General features: G+C 61.1%; 20 protein-coding genes. 14 read left to right on the top strand and 6 right to left on the bottom strand.

The window, feature by feature from the left end:
- Window positions 1-2 precede the first annotated feature (2 nt).
- Window positions 3-761 carry an SDR family oxidoreductase gene (locus ACZ1HA_RS19840; RefSeq protein WP_375228988.1) on the bottom strand — a complete coding sequence of 253 codons (759 nt, stop codon included), beginning with the start codon at window positions 759-761 and terminating at the stop codon, window positions 3-5.
- Between the two features lie 107 nt (window positions 762-868).
- On the opposite strand from ACZ1HA_RS19840, the gene ACZ1HA_RS19835 reads away from it, so the two are divergent.
- The 4 genes from ACZ1HA_RS19835 (at window position 869) to ACZ1HA_RS19820 (ending at window position 5,968) form a co-directional block, all read left to right on the top strand.
- The gene (locus tag ACZ1HA_RS19835) at window positions 869-1,900 is read left to right on the top strand and encodes an L-idonate 5-dehydrogenase (protein WP_472715127.1); all 1,032 of its coding nucleotides are present in this window, start codon (window positions 869-871) and stop codon (window positions 1,898-1,900) included.
- Window positions 1,901-2,013: 113 nt separating this feature from the next.
- Window positions 2,014-3,414, top strand: coding sequence for an NADP-dependent phosphogluconate dehydrogenase (gene gndA, locus ACZ1HA_RS19830; RefSeq protein WP_472715126.1), 1,401 nt, complete (start codon window positions 2,014-2,016; stop codon window positions 3,412-3,414).
- 8 nt (window positions 3,415-3,422) lie between these two features.
- Window positions 3,423-4,172, top strand: coding sequence for a sulfite exporter TauE/SafE family protein (locus ACZ1HA_RS19825; RefSeq protein WP_472715125.1), 750 nt, complete (start codon window positions 3,423-3,425; stop codon window positions 4,170-4,172).
- A 98-nt stretch (window positions 4,173-4,270) separates the two neighbouring features.
- Window positions 4,271-5,968: an AMP-binding protein gene (locus ACZ1HA_RS19820; RefSeq protein WP_472715124.1), complete on the top strand. Its 1,698-nt coding sequence runs from the start codon at window positions 4,271-4,273 to the stop codon at window positions 5,966-5,968.
- 98 nt (window positions 5,969-6,066) lie between these two features.
- On the opposite strand, the gene ACZ1HA_RS19815 is transcribed toward ACZ1HA_RS19820, so the two are convergent.
- Entirely contained in the window at window positions 6,067-6,603 is a 537-nt protein-coding gene (locus tag ACZ1HA_RS19815; RefSeq protein WP_472715123.1) for a peroxiredoxin-like family protein, read from the bottom strand.
- 181 nt (window positions 6,604-6,784) lie between these two features.
- Here ACZ1HA_RS19815 and ACZ1HA_RS19810 point away from each other — a divergent pair, with 181 nt between their 5' ends.
- Together ACZ1HA_RS19810 and rpe are read left to right on the top strand one after the other, a co-directional pair.
- The gene (locus ACZ1HA_RS19810) at window positions 6,785-8,134 is read left to right on the top strand and encodes an MmgE/PrpD family protein (protein WP_472715122.1); all 1,350 of its coding nucleotides are present in this window, start codon (window positions 6,785-6,787) and stop codon (window positions 8,132-8,134) included.
- A gap of 119 nt (window positions 8,135-8,253) precedes the next feature.
- On the top strand, window positions 8,254-8,946 hold the full coding sequence (rpe, locus tag ACZ1HA_RS19805; RefSeq protein WP_472715121.1) for a ribulose-phosphate 3-epimerase: 693 nt from the start codon (window positions 8,254-8,256) through the stop codon (window positions 8,944-8,946).
- A gap of 24 nt (window positions 8,947-8,970) precedes the next feature.
- On the opposite strand, the gene ACZ1HA_RS19800 is transcribed toward rpe, so the two are convergent.
- The 3 genes from ACZ1HA_RS19800 to ACZ1HA_RS19790 form a co-directional block, all read right to left on the bottom strand.
- Window positions 8,971-11,061, bottom strand: coding sequence for an FAD-dependent oxidoreductase (locus ACZ1HA_RS19800; RefSeq protein WP_472715120.1), 2,091 nt, complete (start codon window positions 11,059-11,061; stop codon window positions 8,971-8,973).
- A gap of 11 nt (window positions 11,062-11,072) precedes the next feature.
- Window positions 11,073-11,852, bottom strand: coding sequence for an IclR family transcriptional regulator (locus ACZ1HA_RS19795; RefSeq protein WP_472715119.1), 780 nt, complete (start codon window positions 11,850-11,852; stop codon window positions 11,073-11,075).
- Between the two features lie 118 nt (window positions 11,853-11,970).
- A complete protein-coding gene (locus tag ACZ1HA_RS19790; RefSeq protein ID WP_472715118.1) occupies window positions 11,971-12,456 on the bottom strand; it encodes a class I SAM-dependent methyltransferase in 486 nt (161 codons plus the stop codon).
- Window positions 12,457-12,631: 175 nt separating this feature from the next.
- Here ACZ1HA_RS19790 and ACZ1HA_RS19785 point away from each other — a divergent pair, with 175 nt between their 5' ends.
- The 6 genes from ACZ1HA_RS19785 to ACZ1HA_RS19760 all read left to right on the top strand — a co-directional run bounded on the left by ACZ1HA_RS19785 (window position 12,632) and on the right by ACZ1HA_RS19760 (window position 19,468).
- Window positions 12,632-14,404, top strand: coding sequence for an ABC transporter ATP-binding protein (locus tag ACZ1HA_RS19785; protein WP_472715117.1), 1,773 nt, complete (start codon window positions 12,632-12,634; stop codon window positions 14,402-14,404).
- Window positions 14,397-16,361, top strand: coding sequence for an ABC transporter substrate-binding protein (locus ACZ1HA_RS19780; RefSeq protein WP_472715116.1), 1,965 nt, complete (start codon window positions 14,397-14,399; stop codon window positions 16,359-16,361). Before ACZ1HA_RS19785 ends, ACZ1HA_RS19780 begins: the two co-directional genes overlap by 8 nt.
- Window positions 16,358-17,386: an ABC transporter permease gene (locus tag ACZ1HA_RS19775; protein ID WP_375228999.1), complete on the top strand. Its 1,029-nt coding sequence runs from the start codon at window positions 16,358-16,360 to the stop codon at window positions 17,384-17,386. The genes ACZ1HA_RS19780 and ACZ1HA_RS19775 overlap by 4 nt, the downstream gene beginning before the upstream one ends.
- A complete protein-coding gene (locus tag ACZ1HA_RS19770) occupies window positions 17,383-18,537 on the top strand; it encodes an ABC transporter permease (RefSeq protein ID WP_375229000.1) in 1,155 nt (384 codons plus the stop codon). The genes ACZ1HA_RS19775 and ACZ1HA_RS19770 overlap by 4 nt, the downstream gene beginning before the upstream one ends.
- Window positions 18,538-18,735: 198 nt before the next feature.
- Window positions 18,736-18,993: a YjhX family toxin gene (locus ACZ1HA_RS19765; protein ID WP_472715115.1), complete on the top strand. Its 258-nt coding sequence runs from the start codon at window positions 18,736-18,738 to the stop codon at window positions 18,991-18,993.
- Between the two features lie 10 nt (window positions 18,994-19,003).
- Entirely contained in the window at window positions 19,004-19,468 is a 465-nt protein-coding gene (locus ACZ1HA_RS19760; RefSeq protein WP_472715114.1) for a GNAT family N-acetyltransferase, read from the top strand.
- Between the two features lie 99 nt (window positions 19,469-19,567).
- On the opposite strand, the gene ACZ1HA_RS19755 is transcribed toward ACZ1HA_RS19760, so the two are convergent.
- Window positions 19,568-21,940, bottom strand: coding sequence for a mechanosensitive ion channel family protein (locus tag ACZ1HA_RS19755; RefSeq protein ID WP_472715113.1), 2,373 nt, complete (start codon window positions 21,938-21,940; stop codon window positions 19,568-19,570).
- A gap of 241 nt (window positions 21,941-22,181) precedes the next feature.
- Here ACZ1HA_RS19755 and ACZ1HA_RS19750 point away from each other — a divergent pair, with 241 nt between their 5' ends.
- Together ACZ1HA_RS19750 and ACZ1HA_RS19745 are read left to right on the top strand one after the other, a co-directional pair.
- A complete protein-coding gene (locus tag ACZ1HA_RS19750; RefSeq protein WP_375229004.1) occupies window positions 22,182-23,396 on the top strand; it encodes a glycosyltransferase family protein in 1,215 nt (404 codons plus the stop codon).
- Window positions 23,393-24,643 (top strand): glycosyltransferase, encoded by a 1,251-nt coding sequence (locus tag ACZ1HA_RS19745; protein WP_472715112.1) that lies wholly within the window; start codon window positions 23,393-23,395, stop codon window positions 24,641-24,643. Before ACZ1HA_RS19750 ends, ACZ1HA_RS19745 begins: the two co-directional genes overlap by 4 nt.
- The last annotated feature ends 64 nt before the right edge of the window (window positions 24,644-24,707 follow it).

Below are 24,707 nucleotides of genomic sequence, written 5' to 3'. Positions count from 1 at the left end.
GCTCACAGAGATGCCGTAATGCCACCGTCCACGAAAACAGTGGTCCCGTTCACGAAGGAAGACGCATCCGACGCAAGGAAGATACAGGTACCAACCAGTTCCTCCACATTGCCCCAGCGGCCCGCAGGCGTGCGTTTTTCGAGCCAAGCGGAGAACTCTGGGTCGGCAACGAGTGCCGCATTCAGCGGTGTGTCGAAGTATCCGGGCGCCAACCCGTTGCACTGAAGACCATGTTTCGCCCAGTCGGTCGCCATGCCTTTGGTCAGGTTCGCAACCGCCCCCTTGGTCATCGTGTAGGGCGCAATCCCGGGACGGGCCAGCGCGGTCTGCACCGATGCGATATTGATGATCTTGCCCTTGCCGCGCCCGATCATATGCCGGGCACAGGCCTGGCCCACATGAAACACACTGGCGATATTCGTCTGCATCAGCCGCTCAAACGCGTCAGCCGGGAAATCTTCCAGCGGGGTGCGGTGCTGCATACCTGCGTTGTTGACCAGAATATCAATCGGTCCGGTGTCCGCTTCAAAACCATCGACAGCCGCGCGCACGGCATCATGGTCGGTCGCATCAAAAGCAAGCTGATGAACACCTTCACCCAGCTGTGCCGCGGCATCAGACAGTTTTGCCGTATCCCGCCCGTTCAGAACGATTTCGGCACCAGCAGCCTGCAGCCCTTTGGCCAGGGCAAAACCGATACCCTGCGAAGAACCGGTGATGAGCGCTCGGCGCCCGGTCAGATCAAACAAGCTCAGGCTCATACTACGTCTCTTTCTGCTCGACTTTCTGGATGTTCTCAATTTATGTTACCGTTAACACAGCTTGTCAAGTGACCCTCCGGCACATGTGCCGCCGCAAAGGAAACCCAATGAAGTCCGTCGTCATTCACGCCCCCAAAGACCTGCGCATCGAAGAACACGAAGCTCCGTCTCCGGGACCGGGCGAAGTTGGGATCGCCGTCGCGGCGGGCGGCATCTGCGGGTCAGATCTGCATTACTACAACCACGGCGGCTTCGGCAGCATCCGTATCCGCGAACCAATGGTGCTTGGACACGAGGTATCCGGTCGGGTGACCGAACTGGGCGCCGGGGTGACCGGCCTGTCGGTTGGTGATCTGGTTGCCGTGTCCCCTTCCAGACCCTGCTATCAATGCCGCTATTGCAACGAAGGCCTGCATCAGCACTGCCTGAACATGCGGTTCTATGGATCTGCGATGCCGTTTCCACATATTCAGGGCGCTTTCCGGCAGCATATCGTTGTCGATCCGCGCCAATGCGCACCAGCGGGCGATCTGACTGCAGGTGAGGCCGCCATGGCCGAGCCTCTGGCAGTCTGCCTTCATGCGGCACGCCAGGCCGGCGGATTGCTGGGCAAGCGTGTTCTGGTGACCGGCTGTGGCCCCATCGGGCTGTTGTGTATTCTCGTCGCCCGGCGCGCCGGTGCTGCCGAGATCGTGGCGACAGACCTCACAGATTTCACGTTGAAGATGGCGGCCGCCAACGGCGCAGACCGTGTGATCAACTCCGGCGCCGAACCAGAGGCGCTCAGCGCCTATGAAGCTGACAAGGGGCGCTTTGACGTATTGTTTGAATGCACCGGCGTCGCACAGGCCCTCGCTGCGGCGATTGCTGCCATGCGACCGCAGGGCGTCATAATGCAGCTCGGGCTGGGCGGTGATATGAACCTGCCGGTCCAGGCGCTGACGGCCAAAGAGCTCCAGTTGCGCGGCTCGTTCCGGTTTCACGAAGAATTCTTCACCGGCGTCGAGCTGATGCGTAAGGGCCTGCTCGATGTGCGCCCGTTGATCACCCAGACAATGGGGATGGATGATGCAGTCGCGGCCTTTGAAGTGGCCAGCGACCGGACACAGGCCATGAAAGCGCAGATCACCTTTGACTGAATGCCCCGGCTGTCCGGTTCACCCTTTCCCTTTATGCGTCCGCGTGGATAAGATCGCGGCAATACAACGGACCGCATCTTACTGCGGCGCCGAAACACAGGAGACACCCTTCCATGGCAAGCGAAATCGGCCTGATCGGCCTCGGGACAATGGGCGCAGCCCTGGCGCTCAATATTGCGGAGAAAGGCTTTGATATTTCTGTCTTTAACCGCACCACTCAGGTCACGCGTGACTTTGCCTCGGGCGCTGGGGACCTGGCAGAGCGGATCACGCCAACCGAAAGCCTGGAAGACCTGGTACAATCCATTGCAACGCCCCGCGCGATTATCCTGATGGTGCCCGCCGGTGACCCCGTTGATACCCAGATCGAAGCACTGCGGCCTTTGCTGGGACCGGATGATCTCATTATCGACTGCGGTAACGCGAATTTTCATGACACCAACCGCCGGGCACGCGAAGCGACCGGGCCATTCCTTGGTGTGGGTGTCTCAGGCGGAGAAGAAGGCGCGCGCCACGGCCCTGCGATCATGGGCGGCGGTAAACGCGAATACTGGGACCGTGTCGCACATATTCTCGAAGCGATCAGCGCCAAATACGAAGGCACGCCCTGCGCCACCTGGATGGGCGAAGAGGGTGCCGGCCATTTCGTCAAGGCTGTACACAACGGCATTGAATACGCAGATATGCAGATGATCGCGGAAATCTATGGAATTCTGCGTGATGGTATGGGTCTCGACGCGGCGGCCATCGGGTCGGTGTTCGACCGGTGGAACGAAGGGGTGCTCCGGTCGTATCTGGTCGAAATATCCGGCCGGGTGGCAGGGGCTGTGGACGACACGACAGGCGGGCCTTTGCTGGACGTCATCGTGGACGCGGCAGGTCAGAAAGGTACCGGACGCTGGACCGTGATCGAAGCGCAGCACCTTGCAGCTCCCATTCCCGCCATTGAGGCCGCGGTGGTGGCGCGCAACCTGTCATCCCAGCGCGACGCACGCGCCGCAGGCGAGGCCCTCTTTGGCGCGGCCCCCCGCCACCTGCCGCATGACACGCTGAGCGAGGACATTCTGGAAAAAGCCATGATCGCAGGCAAAATCCTGTGTTACGCGCAGGGGTTTGCAATGATTTCTGCTGCGTCCGAGGCCTTTGGCTGGGAGCTGGCGCTGCCGGGTATAGCGCGGGTCTGGCGCGAGGGCTGCATCATCCGCTCCGACATGCTCAACGACATGGCCGAAGCTCTGACCGAAGACGCAGGCCGAAATCTGATGTTTGCCCCGGGCTTCGCAGATCATCTGAAATCGAGCCATGACGCCCTGCGTCAGGTCGTTGCTCAGTCAGCGCTGCACGGCCTGCCTACACCGGCGCTCAGTTCTGGACTGACCTACTTTGATGCCATGCGCACACATCGCGGCACAGCCAATATGATCCAGGGCCAGCGGGACTACTTCGGGCTGCATGGCTTTGCGCGCCTGGATGACGGCAGCACAGGACAGCACGGGCCCTGGGCCCGGAACTGACCGGGCCGGTGGAGCTCTGGCCCCTGGTGCTCATGGCATCGGCCGCCTTTCTGGCGGCCGGTTGGGTCAAAGGCGTGGCCGGCATCGGCCTGCCCACGGCCGCCATCGCAATCATGACGCTGTTCACCGATCCAAGAACCGCGATCGCACTGGTGATGTTTCCCATGATCGGGTCAAACGCCTGGCAACTGTGGCGCGGCGGGGAAATCCTGCGCACGGCAAAACGCTACTGGCTGTTTTCAGCAGTCCTGTTCACGGGTGTGGTTTTCACCGCGTTTTTGACCCGCGATACCGGTGACCGGTTCCTGCTCGCCGCACTGGGCGTTGTCATTCTGATCTTTGTTGCTGTCAGCTGGCGCAACATGGTGCCACCCCTGCCCGACCGGTGGGACAGGACGGCACAGATTGGCTTTGGCGTTTTCTCCGGGGTAATCGGCGGCATGACCGCAGCCTGGGGTCCCCCCATGGCGATGTATCTGGCGACCCGTCAGGTCGAAAAAGACGAATTTATCCGCGCCACCGGTTTCATGATTTTCATCGGCAGCCTGCCCCTGTGTTATGCCTATGCCAGACTGGGGTTTCTGACCGGCCCGCTCAGCGGTGTTTCCATCGCAATGCTGCTGCCCGCAATCGCAGGGTTTTCACTCGGCGAAATTCTGCGCCGAAAACTGACGGGCCAGGGGTTCCGAAACGCCATTCTGATCGTTTTTGTTTTCTTTGGCCTCAACCTGCTGCGACGAGCCATCTGGTACAGCTGACGCAAACCGGAACAGGTGGTGCCGTCAGTCCTTTGTATTGCGTGCTCCCGCATCATATCTTCTGATCAGCACCGAAGAGCATCATGAAGGATGAGCCAATGATCCCCCACGACCGGCGGCCCCACAACGGTCTGTCCCATGTTCATGGCCGGACGGATACCCCGCTGCTCGATCTCACGCTGCCAGCCCTGCTGAAACAAACCGCCGAAGCGCGACCGGACCATCCGGCGGCCGTGTTTCGGGAACAGAAGATCCGGTGGAGCTACAGCAATCTGGCTCATCAGACGGACCGCCTCGCTGGCGGTCTGCTGCGGTTGGGCATCAGCAAAGGCGACCGGGTTGGCATATGGTCCCAGAACCGCGCGGAATGGCTGCTGACGCAGTTTGCCACAGCGCGCATCGGCGCCATTCTCGTCTGCATCAACCCTGCTTATCGCGTGTCGGAGCTTGAATATGCGCTGCGGAAAGTCGGATGCAGAGCACTGGTGACAGCCCGCCGGTTCCGCACATCCGACTACACCGGTATGGTTGAAACGCTGGCGCCCGAGCTGTCATCCGCAAAGCCCGGCGCGCTGCATGCCGAACGGCTTCCTGATCTTCGCGCGGTCGTCGTCATGGGCGATGATATCCCCGCAGGTATGATTGGGTTTGACGACCTCTGTGCAACAGGCGACGCCGTGCCAGCGGCAGAACTGGACAGCATATCGGCGCAGCTCGAACCGCATGATCCGATCAACATTCAGTACACGTCCGGAACCACGGGCAGCCCCAAAGGAGCCTGCCTGACCCATCACAACATCATCAATAACGCGCATTATGTGACCGAAACACTTGAAATGAATGACACCGATCGTCTGTGCATTCCCGTTCCCTTTTATCACTGCTTCGGCATGGTCATGGGCACCCTGGGCTGCGTCACAAAGGGCGCCACGATTGTCGTCCCCGGCGAAGCCTTTGATCCTGTGGCCACGCTCAGCGCCGTCGCAGAGGAACGCTGCACCGCACTTTACGGGGTGCCCACCATGTTCGTGAACCAGCTCGCACTGCCCGAATTCGACACCTGGGATCTGAGCAGCCTGCGTACAGGAATTATGGCAGGTGCGCCCTGCCCTGTCAAAATCATGCGCCAGGTGCAGGCCCGCATGAATATGACCGGCGTGACGATTGCCTACGGGATGACCGAAACCAGCCCTGTGTCTTTTCAGAGCAACACCGATGACCCTCTGGAACAGCGGGTCTCGTCCGTCGGCCGCATTCACCCCCACGTAGAAGTCCGCATCATCGACGCAGAGGGGCAAACAGTGCCCACAGGCACCCAGGGTGAGCTGCTGACCCGTGGATATTCGGTGATGAAAGGGTACTGGGAAGACGCAGACAAAACACATGACAGCATCGACGCAGACGGATGGATGCACACAGGTGATCTCGCCACGATGGACGCAGAGGGCTACGTGGCCATCACCGGACGTGTCAAAGATATGATCGTGCGGGGGGGCGAAAATATTTACCCGCGTGAGATTGAGGAGTTCCTCTATACACACCCGGACGTCGCACAGGCTCAAGTTTTTGGCATCCCGGATCCGAAGTTCGGCGAGATCGTCTGTGCCTGGCTGGTTATGCAGACGGATGCCCGCGCAACGCCCTCAGATATCACAGACTGGTGCCGCGAAAACATTGCGCACTACAAAGTGCCGGCACACATTTCCTTCCGCAGCGAATTGCCGATGACAGTGACCGGCAAACCGCAGAAGTTCATTATGCGCGACCAGATGGTGGCTGAGCTGGCGTCAGACTGATGCCAGCCCCTCCCTGCGCAGCAGGGTCAGCCGCCCCAGATCCGAAAGGATATGAGGCGGGCATGTCGTGCGGCGCAGCCGCGCCGCTGGATCACCTTTTAAACGGCACCGGTGTATTCGCCACGCGCCGGGTATGAATTGTTGATGGCAAAGTCCATTGCCCCCACCAGTTCAGAGAAGTGCGGCCGCACAAACGGCATTGTCTGAACCGACCCGTAATACAGCGTCTGTTCCGGTGTAATCAGGAAAAGGCCAGGCTCGGAAAACAGCGCCGGCTCTTCGATGCCAATCGACGTCTTACCACGGCTTGTCGAGATATAGAGGCCGAACTCGCGTGCCTTGGCCAGCGGCAGATCATAGGCGAACCTCAGTGCTTCTGCACCGATCTTTTCGGCCATCGCACGTGTCCGCTCTTCACCGTCGGAACTGACAGCGATGGTGCGCACACCACGTTCCGCGAAATCGGCAGTGCGTTTTTCCAGCTCACTCAGATAGGTCGCGCACAAAGGACAATGAAGCCCGCGGTAAAAGCACACAACAGTGCCGCGCTCAGATCCGTCAGACGAGAGGTCGAACTCTCCATGATCCAGTGTTGGCAGTCTGAGATCGGGTACTTTCTGGCGCGGCATGAGCATAGCATTGTCCTTTCGGGTGTTGTTGACTGCGCGGTTCCTTACACAGCCTGGCAGCCAAGGCCAGTTACGTGCCATCACATCCGCTTGTGGTTTGTGACATGAGGTGATGTCGCGAACAGACATGCCTCTCCGCGAATCTGCTCTTCTGATGAAGAATGACCACCTGCCGAAAGGACACCCGATGGCGTCACATATCAGTTCGATTGCAGATTTCATCCTGACGCCTGACATTCCGCACGGCCCACGGGACCGCGCTGCGCTCTTGCTGATCGACACACTCGGCGTGGCCGCCGGTGCCACACATCTCGACCCCTCACGCATTGCCCGGCAACACGCTGCCAGGTTCCACGGTGCCGCCGACGCCGACAGTGCACCGATGCTGTTTGACGGACGGCGGGTGTCTATAGCTGGCAGTGCCTACGCCGCAGCGACCCAGATAGACAACCTGGACGCACATGACGGCTTCAACCCGGTCAAGGGGCACATTGGCTGCGCTGTCGTCCCCGCTCTGCTCGCTTTTGCAGACGCGCGCCCGGACCTGACTGCGGGGCAGGCTCTCGACATCCTCGCGATGTCCTACGAGATCAGCGCGCGCGCCGGTCTGGCCCTGCATGCCACCGTGTCCGACTATCACACATCCGGCGCCTGGAACGCGCTTGGGGTCGCGGCCATCGGGTGCACTTTAAGAACCGCGGACGCGGGATGCCTGCGCGAAGCGCTCGGGATCGCCGAATACCACGGTCCGCGCAGCCAGATGATGCGGGAAATCCAAACACCGACGATGCTGCATGATGGCTCGGGCATGGGCGCGCTGACCGGTTCTATGGCGGCACTGCTCGCACTCGACGGCTTCTCAGGTGCTCCGGCCATCACCATTGAAGGAAGCGAGGCCAGACCCTTCTGGGAAGACCTGGGCACGCACTGGACGATCATGGAAAATTACATCAAACCCTATCCCGTCTGCCGCTGGGCGCACGCGCCCCTCGATGGGTTGCGGGCTCTGATGCGGGATCACGGCCTCGGGCCTCAGGACATTGACCGCGTTTCTGTTCGCACTTTTGCAGAAGGTGCCGCACTTTTCCAGGGTCTGCCGGACACCACAGGCCAGGCGCAGTATTCAATGCACTTCGCATTGTCGGTCCTGATGCGCTACGGCGAGGTCGGCCCCGATCACATATCCGGCGCGGGGCTTCAGGACCCGGATGTCGCGTCCCTAATGCCGCGGATTTCCGTCGCAGAGGACCCGGCGCACAATGCCCGTTTCCCGCAACGCCGCACTGCTGAAGTCAATGTGACGCTGCAGGATGGAACTCAACTGGCTTCAGGTGTCGTTGATGCGCGCGGCGGCCCGGACACCTGGCTGCCCGAGACAGAATATCAGGAAAAATTCATGCAGTTCTGCGCCCCGGTCACAGGAGACGAACGCGCGGGGGACATCTGGAACATGCGCAGCCGTATGGTGGCTGAACCGGACATGCCCTTCAGCATGCTGGCTGATCTTGTTACGGCGCCGGTGCCGCCCAGGGACTGAGCGGCCAGCAGCGGCAAATCAGCGGCTGTCAGTTAACGCAAACACATGCTGCCGGACTTGCTCCTGCTGCAAAAGGGTGGCTAATGGGCCGCGACAACCGCTGCCAGAGGTGACCTTTCATGACTTTCGACCGCTCTGTAAAAATCGCTCCGTCGATCCTTTCCGCGGATTTCGCAAATTTCGGCGCTGAGTGCGAAGCGATCGAAGCTCAGGGGGCAGACTGGGTGCATGTCGATGTGATGGACGGGCATTTCGTTCCGAACATCACCTTTGGCCCGGCGACCTGTGCTGCGATCCGGCCGCACATCCGGGGTGTGATGGACGTTCATCTGATGATTGCCCCCGTGGACCCCTACATCACGGCCTTCGCGGACGCCGGTGCCGATGTGATCACTGCCCACGTCGAGGCCAGCACGCATATCCACCGCACGCTGCAGGCAATACGGGCCACAGGCGCAAAGGCCGGTGTCGCCCTGAACCCCGGCACGCCCGCCGAAGCCGTATCCGAGCTGCTCGACCTGACCGACCTTGTCTGCGTGATGACCGTAAACCCCGGCTTTGGCGGCCAGAAATTCATTGCCTCTCAGATCGACAAGGTCAGAAAGCTGCGCGCCATGATCGGCGACCGGCCGATCCACATCGAAATTGACGGTGGCGTCGACCCGCAGACGGCTCCGCTCGTGACCCGCGCGGGGGCCGACGTGCTTGTTGCCGGATCCGCTGTGTTCCGCGGCGGATCGGTCAGTGACCCGACCCCATATGGGGAAAACATCCGCGCAATTCGCGAGGCCGCCTCCGGCGTCTGGACCTGAGCCAGGCCCCGGGCACCCGGACAATCAGGCGCTGCGGTTCAGCTCTTCGAATGTCCGCCCATCCCGGACCAGCTCTTCCAGCAGCGGGGCAGGTTTCCAGAACCAGTCATCCTCTGCGGCCAGATCCCGGATGCTTTCGAGTACGCCGGGCAGTCCGGTCATATCCGCCCATTTCATCGGTCCGCCGCGGTAACGGGGAAAGCCGTAACCTGCAACCAGCACAACATCGACGTCGAGCGGGCGGCGCGCGATCACCTCGCCCAGCAGCCGGGCCGCCTCATTCACCATCGCAAGCATATACCGCCCGGATATCTGTTCGGGCGTGAACGACCGGGCTGCGATCCCCAGCGCCGCCCGCTCTCCTTCAACAAAGGCCGCAACGTCCGTATTGGGCACACCGGCACGCGCGCCGGGTTCATAGACATAAAAACCGCGACCGGTTTTCTGGCCAAAGTGTCCGGCCTCGCAAAGCCGGTCCGGATAGGTCCCGACACGTTCGCGCGGATCCCTGTGCGGCGCCAGCCGTTTCCGCGTAGCCCAGGCAATATCCAGCCCCGCCAGATCCGACACAGCGAACGGACCCATGGCAAAACCGAAATCCGTCATGGCCTGGTCGATTTCCCAGGGGCTGGCTCCGTCCAGCACCATGTGATCCGCAGCGGTACGACAGGCATTCAGAAGCCGGTTTCCGATGAAGCCGTCACAGACACCGGCACGCACAGACGTCTTGCCCAGTATCCGGCCCAGTGCAAAACCGGTCGCCGTGACATCCGGCGCAGTCTGATCAGCCACAACAACCTCGAGCAGTTTCATGACATGAGCAGGAGAGAAAAAATGCAGCCCGATGACCTCAGAAGGCCGCGAGGTTGCCGCCGCAATCTCATTGATGTCGAGATAGGAAGTGTTGGTGGCCAGCACCGCACCTTCGCGGCACACCTGATCAAGCTGTGAGAAGACCTGCTTTTTGACGGCCATGTCCTCGAAAACCGCTTCGATAACCAGATCAGTTCCGGAAAGCGCGGCGTACTCAGTGGTAAGTTCAAGCGCGTGCACGAGCATCCCGTCATGCTGTTCCTGGCTGATCTTTCCACGGCGCAGGGCCCCCGCCAGGTTCCCGGCGATGCGGTCGCGGGCTGCGTCAAGCGCATCCGGCGTGACCTCCAGCAGGATGACACTCAGGCCCGCGAGCAGCAGCGCCGTTGCAATGCCCGCCCCCATAGTCCCGCCACCGATGACCGCAACTTTGTCGAGTTTACGCGGGGGAATGCCCTTCAGTTCGGGCAGGTTTCCCACCGCACGTTCCGAGAAGAACGAATGGATCATACCCTGACGCTGATCAGTTTCCATCAGGTCGCTGAAGATGCGGCGTTCCTCTTTCAGACCGTCGGCAAAAGGCAGTTCCGATGCCGCCTGAATGGCGCGGACGGCGGCTGCCGGAGACATCTGCCCCCGTCCCTTTTTCAGCGTCGCCGCGTGCTGTGCGTCCCAGTCCAGCGGGGCAGGAGCCGGCAGGCCGCTCACGGGCCGGGGCGCCATACCACGCGCCAGGAGTTCCCGTGTCGCCGCAAGACCCTCCGTTTCCGGATCACCGTCCCGGATCTCGTCAATGATGCCGAGGCTCAGCGCCTCTTCTGCGCCAACGTGACGCCCGGACGTGATCATTTCCACCGCAGCTTCCGCGCCGGCGACACGCGGCAGGCGTTGCGTTCCGCCAGCACCCGGAATAAGCCCCAGGTGCACTTCCGGCAGTCCAACCTTCGCGCCCGGCTGGGCCACACGGTAGTGTGCGGAAAGTGCCACTTCGAGCCCGCCCCCGAGGCTCACCCCATGCATTGACGCTACAACCAGCAGAGGCGAGGCTTCGATCCTCGTACAGAGGTCCGGCAGGTGCGGTGCAGCAGGTGGCTTCCCGAATTCGCGGATGTCTGCACCTGCAATAAATGTGCGCCCGTCCCCCACCAGCAATATGGCCCGGACGCCTTCGTCCGCTTCGGCGCGGTCCATACAGGCCTGCAGACCAGCGCGAACGGCCTGTCCAAGCGCGTTCACGGGCGGGTTGCAGATCCGGATCACCGCGATATCCGCGTGTCGGGTATAGGTGACTGGTTCTGTCATAGCCTGTCCTTTCAGGTTTTCCGGCTGCCGGCGATCAGCGCCGGTGGCTGCCCGGTCTGGCGTTCAAGTGCCTGAACAACCTCGCGCAGCGCCGGCCCGGTTTCGTTTTCCAGTTCGGTTTCCGTCAGTCGCCCTGCGGGGCCGCCGCAGGAAAAGACCACAGGCAAGCCGAAAGCCGGCACGAAATACGGAACGCCGACCGCATTGACCTGGCCACCCGACCGCTCAGCACGCGTGGCCACGGTAAACCCCCGGCGCAGCAACTGCATATGCCCGCTCTCTCGGAAAGCCCGCAGCTGCGGATCAGGGTCCAGCGTTTCAAACTGTTTCTGCGTCAGAGCCGCGATCCAGGCCTGCCCGGATGACGTGCCCATCAACGGGATCCGGTGACCGTCGCGCACCCGCAGCACGGTGCCGGCAGAGGGCTGCCAGGTGCGGGTCAGCACCATTTCCCGGTCATGGGCAAGGAGTATGGTACAGAGTGTCCCGGTTTCTTCGGCCAGTCGCTGCATCGGCGCGGAAATGCTCTGGAAAAAAGGCACTGACAAACCGGAGGCAGTACCAAGCATAACTGCAGCGGGACCGGGGAAAAACGGGCCGTTCCGCTCCGGCTGGCTAAGATAGCCCAGCGTACAAAGGGTGTATGTCAGGCGCGATACAGTTGGTTTTGGCAGCCCCGTCGCCCGCGCAATCCCCGCGTGCGTCAGGGCTTCGCCTGAGGTGGCAAACGCTTGAAGTACGCTCAGCCCGCGCGCCAGGGTGTTCGCAAATTTCCGGTCCGCCGCAACCACCGTTACCGCCGCCCTTCAGGGCAACAGCCGGATCGAACAGCCATGGGACACAGAACAGTCATTGTTCCGCAGAGTAAAATGCACGTCGCACAACAGCAAGCCGGTAACCGGCGGCGGTTCACTTCTGATAGATGAAACAGCGTCCCGGCACGGCATCAGGCGGCAGCGCAATCTCTGTCAGATTTTCAAAATACATTCTGTCGCTGGAGACCATCAGCCCTCCCGGCGCCAGCAAAGGCTCGATAAAGGGGGAGACGCGCCGCGCAAACTCGTCGTTCTTTTTGGCGTTGTGCCCGCCCAGATCGGCATGGATCAGCGCCGCGCCATCCGGAAAACGGTCAGCCGCCTGCGGCAGTGTCTCAAAAACGTCACCCAGCATCACGCGATCCTCCGGCGGAGTGCTGTCGGGATGCGACGCGATCGCGCGCTCAAATACCCAGATGTCGCGCGTCGGCATGATTGCGCACATATGGTGATAGGTCCGCCCGTTGCCGAGACCGAGTTCGAAAACCGGCCCCCCGATGTTTTCTGTGAGCGCAGCAGCGTGATCCAGACAGGCCCGCTGCGACACCATGCGGTTGATAAACAGATCGAGACGGCTCATTTCAGGTCCTTTTCGTGGTCATCCTCCCTGTCAGATGCCCTTTCCGGGACAAAAATGACAGTACAAAGGTGCTCACGCTTCTGTGTGCTGGACCTGAGCGCCGGAATCGCGTTGACTGTGCGGCGTGGGGCCACGCCCCGGACAGAGCGTAACCAGATCAGGAAGTGGCCCACCCGTGAGTACCCCATTGCTGGATGTCAGAAATCTGAGCATCGGCTTCGGAACGGCGGCCCCCGTAGTGCGCGATGTCAGCTTCAGCGTGATGCCGGGCGAGACACTGGCGCTGGTCGGCGAGAGCGGGTCGGGCAAAACGATCACCTGCCGGTCAGTACTGCGGATCCTGCCGGATTCGGCAATCATCGCGGGTGGCGAAATCCGGTTCGACTGCAAGGGCACATCAACAGACCTGCTGTCGGTTCCGGAGCGGGGCATGCGCGGGATACGCGGTAACCGCATATCCATGATCTTTCAGGAACCGATGCGGTCCCTTTCCCCGTTGCACCGGCTGGGCGACCAGGTTTCCGAAGTGCTGAGGCTGCACCGCGACATGCCGATGCGCGAAGCCAGAAAAACCGTTCTGGAAACCTTTGAGCGGGTTGGCTTTCCCGACCCGAAACGTGTCTGGCAGAGCTATCCCTTTGAAATGTCCGGCGGCATGCGTCAGCGGGCCATGATCGCCATGGCAATGGTCGCGCGCCCCGACCTTCTGATCGCTGACGAACCGACAACCGCACTGGATGTGACAACACAGGCTCAGGTGCTTGGGCTGATCAAAGACCTGCAGCGCGATACCGGCATGGCAGTTATCCTCGTCACCCATGACCTCGGCGTGGTGGCGAATATGGCCGAAAGTGTTGTGGTGATGAACAAGGGACGCGTCATGGAGCGTGGCCCCGCAGATGTGGTTCTGGGCGCGCCGGCGCATGGATACACCAAAAAGCTGTTTGCGGCGGCACCGATGATTCCGGAGGTCGCGGCACCTGCACGTGCGGCACGGCATGATGATCTGATCCTCGACATGCGCAGCGTCACCAAGACATACACGATGCGCGCCGGCGGCTGGAGCGCACCCAAGGTGGTTACGGCCTGTCACCGGGTCGATCTTGAACTGCAGCGCGGCAAAACGGTGGCGGTTGTGGGCGAGAGCGGATCCGGCAAGACAACCTGCGCGCGGATCGCCCTCGGCGCCGAACAGCCCGACCCAGGCAGCGAAGTACTCTTCCGCGCCACGCCGGACAGCGAACCGCTGCATGTGGACGCCATGAGCCAGAGCGAACGCATCGCGTTCCAGCGCCAGGCACAGATGGTTTTCCAGGACCCTTACTCCTCACTGTCGCCGCGGATGCGAATCCAGCAGGCGCTGACCGAGCCGATGGAAATCCACAACATCGGGTCAAGGTCCGACAGACGTGACAAAGCAGCAGAAATGCTGCGGTGGGTGGGTCTCGACCCCTCGATGCTCACACGTTATCCGCATGCTTTCTCAGGCGGGCAGCGCCAGCGCCTGTCGATCGCCCGGGCGCTGACGCTCGACCCCGTGCTGCTGGTCTGTGACGAACCGACGTCGGCACTGGATGTTTCGGTGCAGGAACAGATCCTGACACTGCTTGAGGACATCCGGGACGGTATGGGCCTGAGTTACCTCTTTATCAGCCACGATCTGGCGGTGGTGGCCCGCATCGCTGACGAGGTGGCCGTCATGCGCCAGGGCGTGGTGGTGGAACAGGCCCCGCCGGACACTTTGTTTTACAATCCACGTCACCCCTACACCCGGGCGCTGATCGCGGCACAGCCGGAACCCGATATGAGCCGGCCAATTGACCTGAGCCTGGTTGCAAAGGGTGCCGGTTCCCCGGCATCATGGCCCGAAGCATTCCGTTTCGAGGGCGTTGATGCTCCCGCGTTGACAGAACTGGAGCCGGGTCACAAGGTACGGTGCCATGTATAGAACCTTTGCAATCATCCTGAGTTTCCTGCTGTTCGGTCCCGGTACAGCTCCGGCGGAGACCACGAGCCTCCGCGTCGCGGCCACACCTGCGGCTCTGGTACCCGATGTCCGTGAAAGCTCTTTCTGGAGCTCAGAAGTTTCAAACGGCAACCTGCCCGGCGTTGGCGAACGGCTGCCGCTGGACCCTCTTGTGGTCAATCTTGAGACCAAGGGCCGCACTCTTGGCAAACAGGGAGGGACCCTGCGCACGCTGGTCTCGCGTTCCAAGGATGTGCGCCAGATGGTCGTCTACGGTTACGCGCGCCTTGTAGGCTACGACCACAACTACGAGCTCTATCCTGATATTCTGCGCGATGTGACGGTCGAGGAAGGACGCAAATTCACGCTTCACCTGCGCCGGGGGCACCGGTGGTCAGACGGCCATCCCTTCACCTCTGAGGATTTCCGGTACTACTGGGAAAACGTGGCTCAGAACAAAGAACTGAGCCCCTCCGGTCCGTCCCAGAACCTGATCGTGGACGGTGTGCTGGCCGACATTACCTTTCCCGATGCGCATACAGTCGTGATCGAATGGCCCACGCCCAACCCTCAGTTCCTGCAGCTGCTGGCGCAGGCGAGCCCGTTCATCATTTACCGGCCTGCGCATTATCTGAAAAAGTTCCACGCGGAGTTCACTGACGCGAAAACGCTCAAAAAGGCGATCAAGAAGGCGCGCGTCCGCGGCTGGGCCGCACTGCATAACGCCAAAGACAACATGTATAAGTTCGACAACCCCGCGCTGCCGACGCTGCAGCCGTGGATGAATGCGTCGAATGCCAAGTCAAGCCGTCATCTTTTTGTGCGAAATCCGTATTACCACCGGGTCGACAAACAGGGGTATCAGCTGCCCTATATCGACGTTGTCGAGATGACTGTGGTCGGCGGCGGTCTGATTGCTGCCAAGGCCAACGCAGGCGAAGTGGACCTGCAGGCCCGTGGCCTGGATTTCCCTGATATTTCAATTCTGAAGAAGGGCGAAGCAGATGGCGCCAACTACCGCACACTGCTCTGGGCCAACGGCGCAGCAAGCCAGATCGCCGTCTACCCCAACCTGAATTTTGCCGATCCTGTCTGGCGTGAGATCATCCGCGATGTGCGGTTCCGGCGGGCGCTCAGCCTTGGCATTGACCGGCGCATGATCAACCGTGCGCTCTACTTCGGACTGGCCAAGGAAGGCGGGATGACCGCGCTGGCCAAAAGCCCCTTCTTTGACCCCGCCAATCTGTCCAGCTGGGCCATCTTTGACGTCGCAAAGGCCAACAGCCTTCTGGACGAGATGGGTCTGACCGAGCGCACACCGACCGGAATCCGCCGGCTGCCTGATGGCCGCCCGATGGAATTTGTGGTCGAAACAGCCGGAGAACGCCAGGAAGTCGAAAACGCGCTGGCCATTGTGACGGACACCTGGCGCGAGATCGGGGTGAAGCTCATTATGCGTCCGCTGGACCGCGATATTCTGCGCAACCGCGTCTATTCCGGTCTCAGCATGGCGGCGATCTGGTACGGGTGGGACAACGGCCTGCCGCAATCGTATACGCCGCCCGAATACCTCGCGCCCACACACCAGGAATTTTTTGCCTGGCCGAAATGGGGCCAGTATTACCAGACCGGCGGAGAGCTGGGCGAGAAACCTGACATGCCACACGCCCAGCGCCTGATGCAGCTCAGCTGGGACTGGGATCACACGGAAGACACGGCAAAACGTATGGAAATATGGCGCGAAATGCTCGCCATTCACGCGGACCAGCAATACGGCATCGGCATCCTAGCCGAGGCGCCACAGCCTGTCGTGGTCTCAAAGAACCTGCGCAATGTACCTGAAATCGCAAAGTGGGCATGGGATCCGGGGGCGCATTTCGGCATCCACCGCATCGACGAGTTCTACTACGAAGACCCGTTCCAGCAGCTCACACAATGATGTTCGTCCGCTACGCCATTTACCGGTTCATCACGATGCTGCTCACGCTGTGGGTCGTGTCGATCCTGATCTTCGTGATCATCAATCTACCCCCGGGCGACTACCTGTCGAACCAGATCGCCGAGCTGCGCGCCACCGGCCAGGCCGAGGGTGTCGCAAAGGCCGAGTTTCTGCGCACCGAATACGCGCTCGACCGGCCGATCTGGGAGCAATACCTGATCTGGGTCGGCATGGCGCCGGGTCCGCAGGGCTGGTACGGCCTCATCCAGGGCAATTTCGGCTGGTCGTTTGAATTCGACCGGCCAGTCAGCGAAATTGTGGGCGATGCCCTTTGGCTGACCGTGCTGGTAAACCTCGCAGCGGTTCTTTTCGTTTATATGGTGGCCCTGCCGCTGGGTGTCATCGCGGCCGCTAAGTCCGAGACCTGGGTTGATTACACGGCCGCATTTGTCGGCTATCTTGGCCTTGCCACCCCGAACTTTCTACTGGCGCTGATCCTTTTCTATTACGGAAACAAGTACTTCGATCTGCCGATCGGAGGACTGATGTCGCCCGAATTCGAGGGTGAGCCGATGTCCTGGGATAAGGTGAAATCAATCCTCGTGCATCTGATCGTACCGACTTTTGTGATCGGCACCTCCGGTGCGGCCGCGATGATGCAGCGGCTGCGGGCCAACATGCTGGACGAGCTCAGCAAACCCTATGTCGAGACGGCAAAGGCCAAAGGGCTCGGGCCGTCGAAACTGCTGGCAAAATATCCGCTGCGCATGGCGTTCAATCCCTTTGTCGCGGATATCGGCAACCTGCTGCCCGCGATGGTCTCCGGCTCGGTACTGGTGTCTGTGGTGCTGGGTCTGCAGACGATCGGGCCCTCGCTGCTCACCGCGCTGAAATCGCAGGATCAGTTCCTTGCGGGTTTCGTTCTGATGTTTGTCGCCCTGCTGACGCTGATCGGTACGATGATCTCCGACCTGCTGCTGGTGCTTCTTGACCCGCGCATCCGGTACGGGGCGCGTGGCTCATGAAAAAACTGCCCGACGGTCGCTGGATTGACGAAGCCCCCTGGTCCGACGATGCCAACCTCTCGGCGCTCGAACGCTCCGATATGGATGCGCCGAACTGGGTGCTCGTGTGGCGCAAATTCAAACGCCACAAACTGGGCCTGATCTCGGGCATCTTCCTGCTGCTCAGCTATCTGATGCTGCCGGTAGCTGGGTTCATCGCCCCCTACACGCCCAACGAACGCAGCGCGGATTACCTTTATGCGCCGCCGCAGTCGATCAACCTGTGGCACGAAGGAGAATTTGTCGGGCCGTTTGTGTATCCGACTACCGCAACAGCGGATCTGGTCAATTACCGCTGGACCTATGAGACTGATACCAGCAGGCCGATGCCGTTGCTCTTCTTCTGCGAGGGCGAGCAATACAACCTCTTTGGCTTCATCCCCTCGGACACGCATCTCTTCTGCGCACCGGAAGGTGCCACTGTTTTCCTGTGGGGGTCAGACCGGCTGGGGCGCGACGTGTTCAGCCGTATTCTGTACGGCGCGCAGCTGTCGCTTACGGTCGGGCTGATCGGGATCACCGTATCCTTTGCGCTCGGGATATTCTTTGGTTCCGTCGCTGGGTATTTCGGTGGCCGGACCGACTGGACCATCAACAGGGTCATCGAAATTCTGCGGTCACTGCCAGAACTGCCCCTGTGGCTTGCGCTTTCTGCCGCGGTACCCTCGAACTGGGGACCGGTGGCGGTCTTTTTCATCATTTCCATTATCCTCGGCATTCTCGACTGGCCGGGTCTCGCCCGGGCGGTCCGAAGTAAGTTCCTGAGCCTGCGTGAAGAGGAATACGTGCGCGCAGCAGAGATGATGGGCGCAAAACCTGGCAGGGTTATCAGGCGGCACCTTCTGCCGAATTTCATGTCGCATCTTATCGCCTCCGCCACGCTGTCGATCCCCGCGATGATCCTGGGCGAAACAGCGCTCAGCTTCCTGGGTCTCGGTCTGCGGGCCCCGGCGGTCAGCTGGGGGGTCATGCTGAACGATGCACAGAACCTCGCGTCCATCGAGATCTATCCCTGGACGGCGATCCCCATGCTGCCGATCATTTTTGTTGTGCTGGCCTTTAACTTCCTTGGAGACGGGCTGCGCGCCTCACTCGACCCGTACAAAACCTGACGCCCCTCACACTTGATTTCTGAACGACCGGCGGCTAGTTGGACGTCAGGTTCTGCTACGGTGCAGGACGACGGAGATTTTATGCTGGAGAATGCGGTCCGCCGCTGAGGTCCGAATGAACGGACCGGTATGAGCCAAAGAACGCCCTCGCGTGATGCAGGGTGCTCTTTCTGCTGACCCAACTCCGGGACAAATCCATTGAATATCTCAAAACACGAACAGCGTGTGCTGCACCTGCTTGCGCAGGGCGGCGCTATCCATTTCCGTCGTCTGTCAAATGGTAAAGTCAGCCATGTGACCTGCTTTACGCGGGATGGGTATGTGCTGACCGACTGCACGCTGAAACTTTTCGACCGCCTGCGGAAAAGGCGTTTTATCAAATCAACCAACGGGCTGCCCTATCGCGTCACGCGCACCGGCCTGCGTGCAGTCAACGCACAACAAGACAATCGCTGAGGAGCAAGATATGACTGAACCCGAACTGCGGGCTGCGACCCGTGCCGACATCCCTGACCTTCAGAAGATCGCCGAAGACACCGGTCTCTTTCCACCGGAGATGCTGCCTGATCTTCTGCAGCCCTGCCTCGACAGTGAAGACGCCGGTTTCTGGCGGGTTGCGGTGGCACAGGGCGCCGCCTGCGGGCTCTGCTGGTGCCGGCCTGAGCCGCTGACAGAGGGCACCTGGAACATGCTGGCGCTTGGCGTGCGGACAGGCAGCCAGGGACAGGGCCTTGGTGCTGCGCTGGTTGCTGACGCCGAAACCCACCTGCGCGGGTTGGCGCAAAGGCTGCTGATCGTTGACACCTCCGGCACGACGGATTTTGCGGGTGCACGGGCGTTCTATGCGGCCTGCGGCTATGATCATGTCGCGACCATCCCTGACTACTGGACGGATGGGGACGACAAGGTGACGTTCAGCAAAACGCTGTAATATCACACGGGTCCGGGCATTCCGATGCCCGGGCCACATCCTGCGTGGTCACTGAACGGTGTGGCGCTCTCAACCTGGACATCTGCCGATACGCGGCGCTTAGCGGTCGTCCCCGCCCGCATCTTCACCATCGAGCAATTCTTCCTCAATGGCAGCCTGCGCTGCGGCCGTTACTGCTTTGCGGTCTTCGTCGGACATCTCCTCGGGGTCCTTGTCGCCTGCCAGACGGACCGTCACTTCGCGGTGGGCAAACCGGATTCCTTCACGCTCGAACAATGCCCTGATCTCTTCATAAACCTTCTTGCGCACCAGCCACTGATCCCCCGGCTTGGTCATGAACTTGACCCGGATGATCATCGCAGAATCCTGCATTTCGATCACGCCCTGCGACTTGAGGGGCTGGATGAAATTATCGCCGATGACCGGATCATCCAGCAGCGTGACCCCAAGTTTCTTGATCAGTTTGCGGACCTTCTCGACATCCGTGTCATAGGTCACACGCAGCGGCAGCTTCATGATCACCCAGTCGCGTGAATAGTTCGTCATCACCTGGATTTCACCAAAGGGTATGGTGTGCAGCGCACCAAGATGGTGGCGCAGCTGGAACGAGCGCACAGAGATCTTTTCGACCGTGCCTTTCACGCCGCCGATGTCCAGATATTCGCCCTTGCGGAACGCATCATCGAACAGAAAGAAACCGCCCGAGAAAATATCCCGCACCAGCGCCTGACTGCCGAAACCCACGGCGACACCCACAACACCGGCACCTGCAAAGAGCGGCCCGACGTTCACGCCAAGTTCGAGCAGCACAATGAGGAAAATGGTGACCAGCAGCACGATCAGGATAAAGTTCCGGAACAGCGGCAGCAGGGTCGCCAGGCGGCTGGCACTGCTGCCGCCCCCTTCGTCCCCCAGCTCACCCTCTTCCATGTCGCCCTGTTCTTCGCGGATCTTGTTGTCGATCCAGATGCGGAAGACGTGGTACACGATGTATCCGATGAACAGGATGACCATGATATCGAGCAGCTGGGTTGCAGCGGTTTCGACCATCTGTGCGGAATCGTTGTCCCAGATGTAGAAGAAGGCATAGACCCCAGCGACAAATGCCAGAATGCCTGCGACGCGGCGCGCCAGCCCCTCGAATGTTGTCAGTTCGGCACGCGGGCGGATGTCCTGCATTTCCGCCAGCTCTGCCAGCCGCTCTTCGTCCGGTTCATCTTCGGCCGCGGCTTCTGCCTCATTCAGCGCCCGTAGCGCACGGGCGCGGGCAAAGCTGCGTTCGATGGCAAAGTTGATCACGCCATAGACGACGATGATCGACAGCAGGATCATATACGCCCCTCCGATCAGCGGGATCGAAGACGGGTTGCCGAGCACCAGATCATAGGTCAGCTCCGCCCAGGCAAAGAGCACGTAAAAGATCACAGCGGGGGCCCAGACAGTCGAAAGCGTCCGGACCAGCCAGCTGAGTTCTCCCACCGGTTTGCCCTGCCGGATCGCGCGGCTGATCGCCCGCCGGTTCACCAGAACCATCAGAATGTTCAGCAACACCACAGCCGCCGACAGCAGGGAGGACAGGAAGGCGTAGACGTCGTAGTTAAGGCCCAGTTCGCCGATCCAGACCCCAAAGAGGATCGCACAGATGTCAAAGGCAGCGAGCATGAAAAGCCAGCGGTGCAGGCTTTTCGCGTCCCGGGTGCTGAGCACGGGGATCCGGTACTGCTCCATGTAGGGCGACAGAATCATGCGCCAGAGCACAGCGGCAAAGCGGCTCATGAAATAAGCGGCATTCACGATACTGGCCGTGAACTGAATGGCCGGGTCCTTGATCGGGCCCCAGATCAGAGCGCCGAGAATATAGGCAACCGCCATAGAGACGAGAATACCGACCACGCCCAGCACGAAACGGAAAACCAGCCAGGGCATCTTTTCCGAATACCCCTGCGGATTCTCGCGCGTCCGTGCGACCACCCAGCTCTTCGCAATCTTGGGGCCGTAAATGTAGCGCTCAACAAGAACACCCGCGCCAAAGAGCAGCAGCGAATACATAACTACTTCGGCAAAAACGCGGATTTCGCCCGTCGGGCTGGTTGCGCGCAGAATGTAGACCACTTCGTTGAACGCGTTGGGCAGGTCCAGAATGCGCTCGACCAGCGCGGTCCGGAAGCGCACAACGGTGTCCTGCGCCTTCATCAGGCCGGAACCTTCAGTGCTTTCAACAGTTTCCGCCGTTTGTTCCGGCGCAGACGTCATCACGATCTCGCCATCCGGCCCGATCACAACCACGCCGACCCCGGCTTCGGCAGCCTGCCGCATGATCTCGGACACGCGCGCACTGTCCGCATCCGACCCGCTGTCTCCGCTCGCGGCAGAAAAGAGAGAACCGATGCCCTGGGCCTGTGCTGTGCCCAAACCGGGAAGGCCCAGGTTCAGCAACATTATCATGGACAGGGCGAGCAGGATCAGACGCATAAGCTCAGCTTTCCGGAAACTGTTATCATTCAGGACGGTAGGCGAGGCAGCGGGGCTTTGCAATTGGACATCAGTCCGGCGGAATACAACTAAGTCGTGTTTTGCACCTGCGCCCGAATTGTGCCAGGAAGCCATGGGAGTACGGCGCAGGCCGTGATCGAAAGACCCGGGGAACGGCCATGTGCCTGAAAAACACTGAAACAGCTGACCGGCGCGCAGCCCCTGCCGACCGGAGCGGGAAATGAACGTGCAGGACCGGTCCGCCGCACCGGTGGCTGCGCAGGACGGTGCGCGTGCTTCGCGTATCATGTTCTACAGTCATGACACTTTCGGCCTGGGACATCTGAGGCGCTCGCGCGCGCTGGCCTCGGCGCTGACGGCGTCTGACGAAGGGACCTCTGCGATTATCCTGACCGGATCGCCGATCGCCGGACGTTTTACCTTCCCGGAGCGCGTGGATCACGTACGCCTGCCGGGTGTCTCGAAAATGCATGACGGCACATATGTAAGCCAGACGCTCGGTCTCGACATTGACGAAACCACAGCGCTGCGTTCCGGTCTGATCCAGACCGCCGTGGAACAATATGACCCTGACCTGCTGATCGTCGACAAAGAGCCTACCGGTTTTCGCGGCGAGCTGCTGCCGACGCTGGAATGGCTTGCCGCCCGTGGTACCACCCGGTGCGTCCTGGGCCTGCGCGATGTGCTGGACGAAGCGCAGGTTCTGCGGGCTGAGTGGGAACGCAAGGGGGCCATCGAAGCCGCCGAACAGTTTTATGACGAGATCTGGGTGTATGGTCCGAAGTCTGTCTATGACCCGACTGAAGGCCTGGGGTTGTCCCCGGCAACCCGCGAGCGTATCCACTGGACAGGCTATCTGCGGCGCGAGATCACTGATGCGGCGGAAACACCGGAAGATCCTTATGTCCTGATCACCCCGGGTGGTGGTGGCGACGGGCAGGCGATGGTCAACCTCGTGCTGTCCGCTTACGAATCCGATCCGACACTCAAACCTGATGCCATTCTGGTCTATGGACCCTTCCTGTCAGGTGAGGTGCGGGAGGCTTTTGACGCCCGCGTCGCGGCACTGAATGGTCGTGTGACCGCTGTTGGCTTTGACGCCCGGATTGAAACACTGTTTGCCGGGGCGCAGGGCGTCGTGTGTATGGGGGGATACAACACTTTCTGTGAAGTGCTCTCCTTTGACCAGCGCGCCGTGATTGTGCCGCGAACCGTGCCGCGTCTTGAACAATGGATCCGGGCCTCCCGCGCCGAAGAGCTTGGCCTCGTCCGGATGCTTGACGAAACGCGCGACGGCATGACGCCGGAAGCAATGGTGCGCGCGATCCGGGGCCTGCCATCGCAGGGCAAACCATCACAGGCGGGTGCAGACGGACTGCTCGACGGACTCGAGGTCGTCGTACGCCGGGCCGGAGCGCTGGTGGCGCAGAAATGACCCAGACCACAGGTGCGCCGCTCGCGGTGGTCGTCAAAGGATGGCCGCGGTTGTCCGAGACATTCATCGCGCAGGAACTCGTGGCACTGGAAGAAGCAGGCCTGCATTTCGAAATCTGGTCCCTGCGTCACCCGACCGACAAAAAGACACACCCTTTGCACGACCGTCTGCAGGCGTCTGTGCGCTATCTGCCGGAATACCTGCGGGATGAACCCTTTCGCGTGCTGCGCGGATTGCTGAGCGCGGTGAAGCGTCCTGGATTTGGTGCCGCCTGGCGGATGATCCGCGCGGATTATGTCCGCGACCGCACACCAAACCGCCTGCGGCGTTTCGGTCAGGCCTGCGTGATGGCCCGCGAACTGCCCGGGGACACCCGCGCTCTCTACGCGCATTTTCTGCATACGCCGTCATCGGTTGCCCGCTATGCCGCAATCATCAGAGGCCTGCCCTGGTCCTTTTCCGCACACGCCAAAGATATCTGGACCTCCCCTGAATGGGAGCTCCGCGAGAAACTGTCGCCTGAGAGTTTTGGCGCGGCATTCGGGGCCACCTGCACCGGATTCGGCGCTGAACACCTGCAGAACCTGGCAGAAACACCCGCCCGTGTTGATCTGGTGTACCACGGGCTTGATCTCGCGCGTTTCCCGGCACCGCCGGAGCGCCCGCTGCGCGAAACGAACGCGCCGCTGGCGTTGATGTCTGTCGGCAGGCTGGTGGAGAAAAAGGGATTCGACCGGCTGATTGATGCGCTGGCTCTGCTGCCCGGCGACCTGGACTGGCACTTCACGCATATCGGCGGCGGAGAACTGCGGGACGCAATGCAGCAGCGCGCGCAGGACCGTGGTGTCGCGGGCCGGATCACCTGGAAAGGTGCCCAGGATCAGCCAGAGGTCATTGCCGCCATGCGTGCCGCGGACCTTTTCGTACTGCCCAGCCGTGTTGCCGGAGACGGCGACCGCGACGGATTGCCCAACGTCCTGATGGAAGCGGCCAGCCAGAAGCTGCCGATCCTGTCCACACCCGTCTCGGCAATACCGGAATTCATCGACACCGGTGTGCATGGCATCCTGACGGACGACGCACCGGAAAGCATTGCGCAGGCGATCACCGGATTTGCCGCCGATCCGGCATCGGGTCCGGCGCTGGCCCGGGCCGCATATGAGCGGCTGGTCCATGATTTCGGGATGGATCCGGGCATCGCGCGGCTGGTTCAGCGTCTGCGCGAAACAATGGGCGCGGCGGCATGAGGCGGGTTGCCTTTTACGCCCCCATGAAGCCCCCGACCCATTCCGTGCCCTCAGGAGATCGCGC

Source organism: Roseobacter sp. S87 (genome assembly GCF_055693285.1).
Note: the sequence above shows the minus strand (reverse complement) of the source record. Positions and strands in the feature narration are given on the sequence as shown.

Coding starts and splice junctions, on each gene's coding strand:
- ACZ1HA_RS19840 (WP_375228988.1), bottom strand. CDS start 761: ATGAGCCTGAGCTTGTTTGATCTGACCGGGCGCCGAGCGCTCATCACC.
- ACZ1HA_RS19835 (WP_472715127.1), top strand. CDS start 869: ATGAAGTCCGTCGTCATTCACGCCCCCAAAGACCTGCGCATCGAAGAA.
- ACZ1HA_RS19800 (WP_472715120.1), bottom strand. CDS start 11,061: ATGACAGAACCAGTCACCTATACCCGACACGCGGATATCGCGGTGATC.
- ACZ1HA_RS19745 (WP_472715112.1), top strand. CDS start 23,393: ATGACCCAGACCACAGGTGCGCCGCTCGCGGTGGTCGTCAAAGGATGG.
- ACZ1HA_RS19810 (WP_472715122.1), top strand. CDS start 6,785: ATGGCGTCACATATCAGTTCGATTGCAGATTTCATCCTGACGCCTGAC.
- gndA (WP_472715126.1), top strand. CDS start 2,014: ATGGCAAGCGAAATCGGCCTGATCGGCCTCGGGACAATGGGCGCAGCC.
- ACZ1HA_RS19790 (WP_472715118.1), bottom strand. CDS start 12,456: ATGAGCCGTCTCGATCTGTTTATCAACCGCATGGTGTCGCAGCGGGCC.
- ACZ1HA_RS19775 (WP_375228999.1), top strand. CDS start 16,358: ATGATGTTCGTCCGCTACGCCATTTACCGGTTCATCACGATGCTGCTC.
- rpe (WP_472715121.1), top strand. CDS start 8,254: ATGACTTTCGACCGCTCTGTAAAAATCGCTCCGTCGATCCTTTCCGCG.
- ACZ1HA_RS19815 (WP_472715123.1), bottom strand. CDS start 6,603: ATGCTCATGCCGCGCCAGAAAGTACCCGATCTCAGACTGCCAACACTG.
- ACZ1HA_RS19780 (WP_472715116.1), top strand. CDS start 14,397: ATGTATAGAACCTTTGCAATCATCCTGAGTTTCCTGCTGTTCGGTCCC.
- ACZ1HA_RS19820 (WP_472715124.1), top strand. CDS start 4,271: ATGATCCCCCACGACCGGCGGCCCCACAACGGTCTGTCCCATGTTCAT.
- ACZ1HA_RS19755 (WP_472715113.1), bottom strand. CDS start 21,940: ATGCGTCTGATCCTGCTCGCCCTGTCCATGATAATGTTGCTGAACCTG.
- ACZ1HA_RS19770 (WP_375229000.1), top strand. CDS start 17,383: ATGAAAAAACTGCCCGACGGTCGCTGGATTGACGAAGCCCCCTGGTCC.
- ACZ1HA_RS19750 (WP_375229004.1), top strand. CDS start 22,182: ATGAACGTGCAGGACCGGTCCGCCGCACCGGTGGCTGCGCAGGACGGT.
- ACZ1HA_RS19760 (WP_472715114.1), top strand. CDS start 19,004: ATGACTGAACCCGAACTGCGGGCTGCGACCCGTGCCGACATCCCTGAC.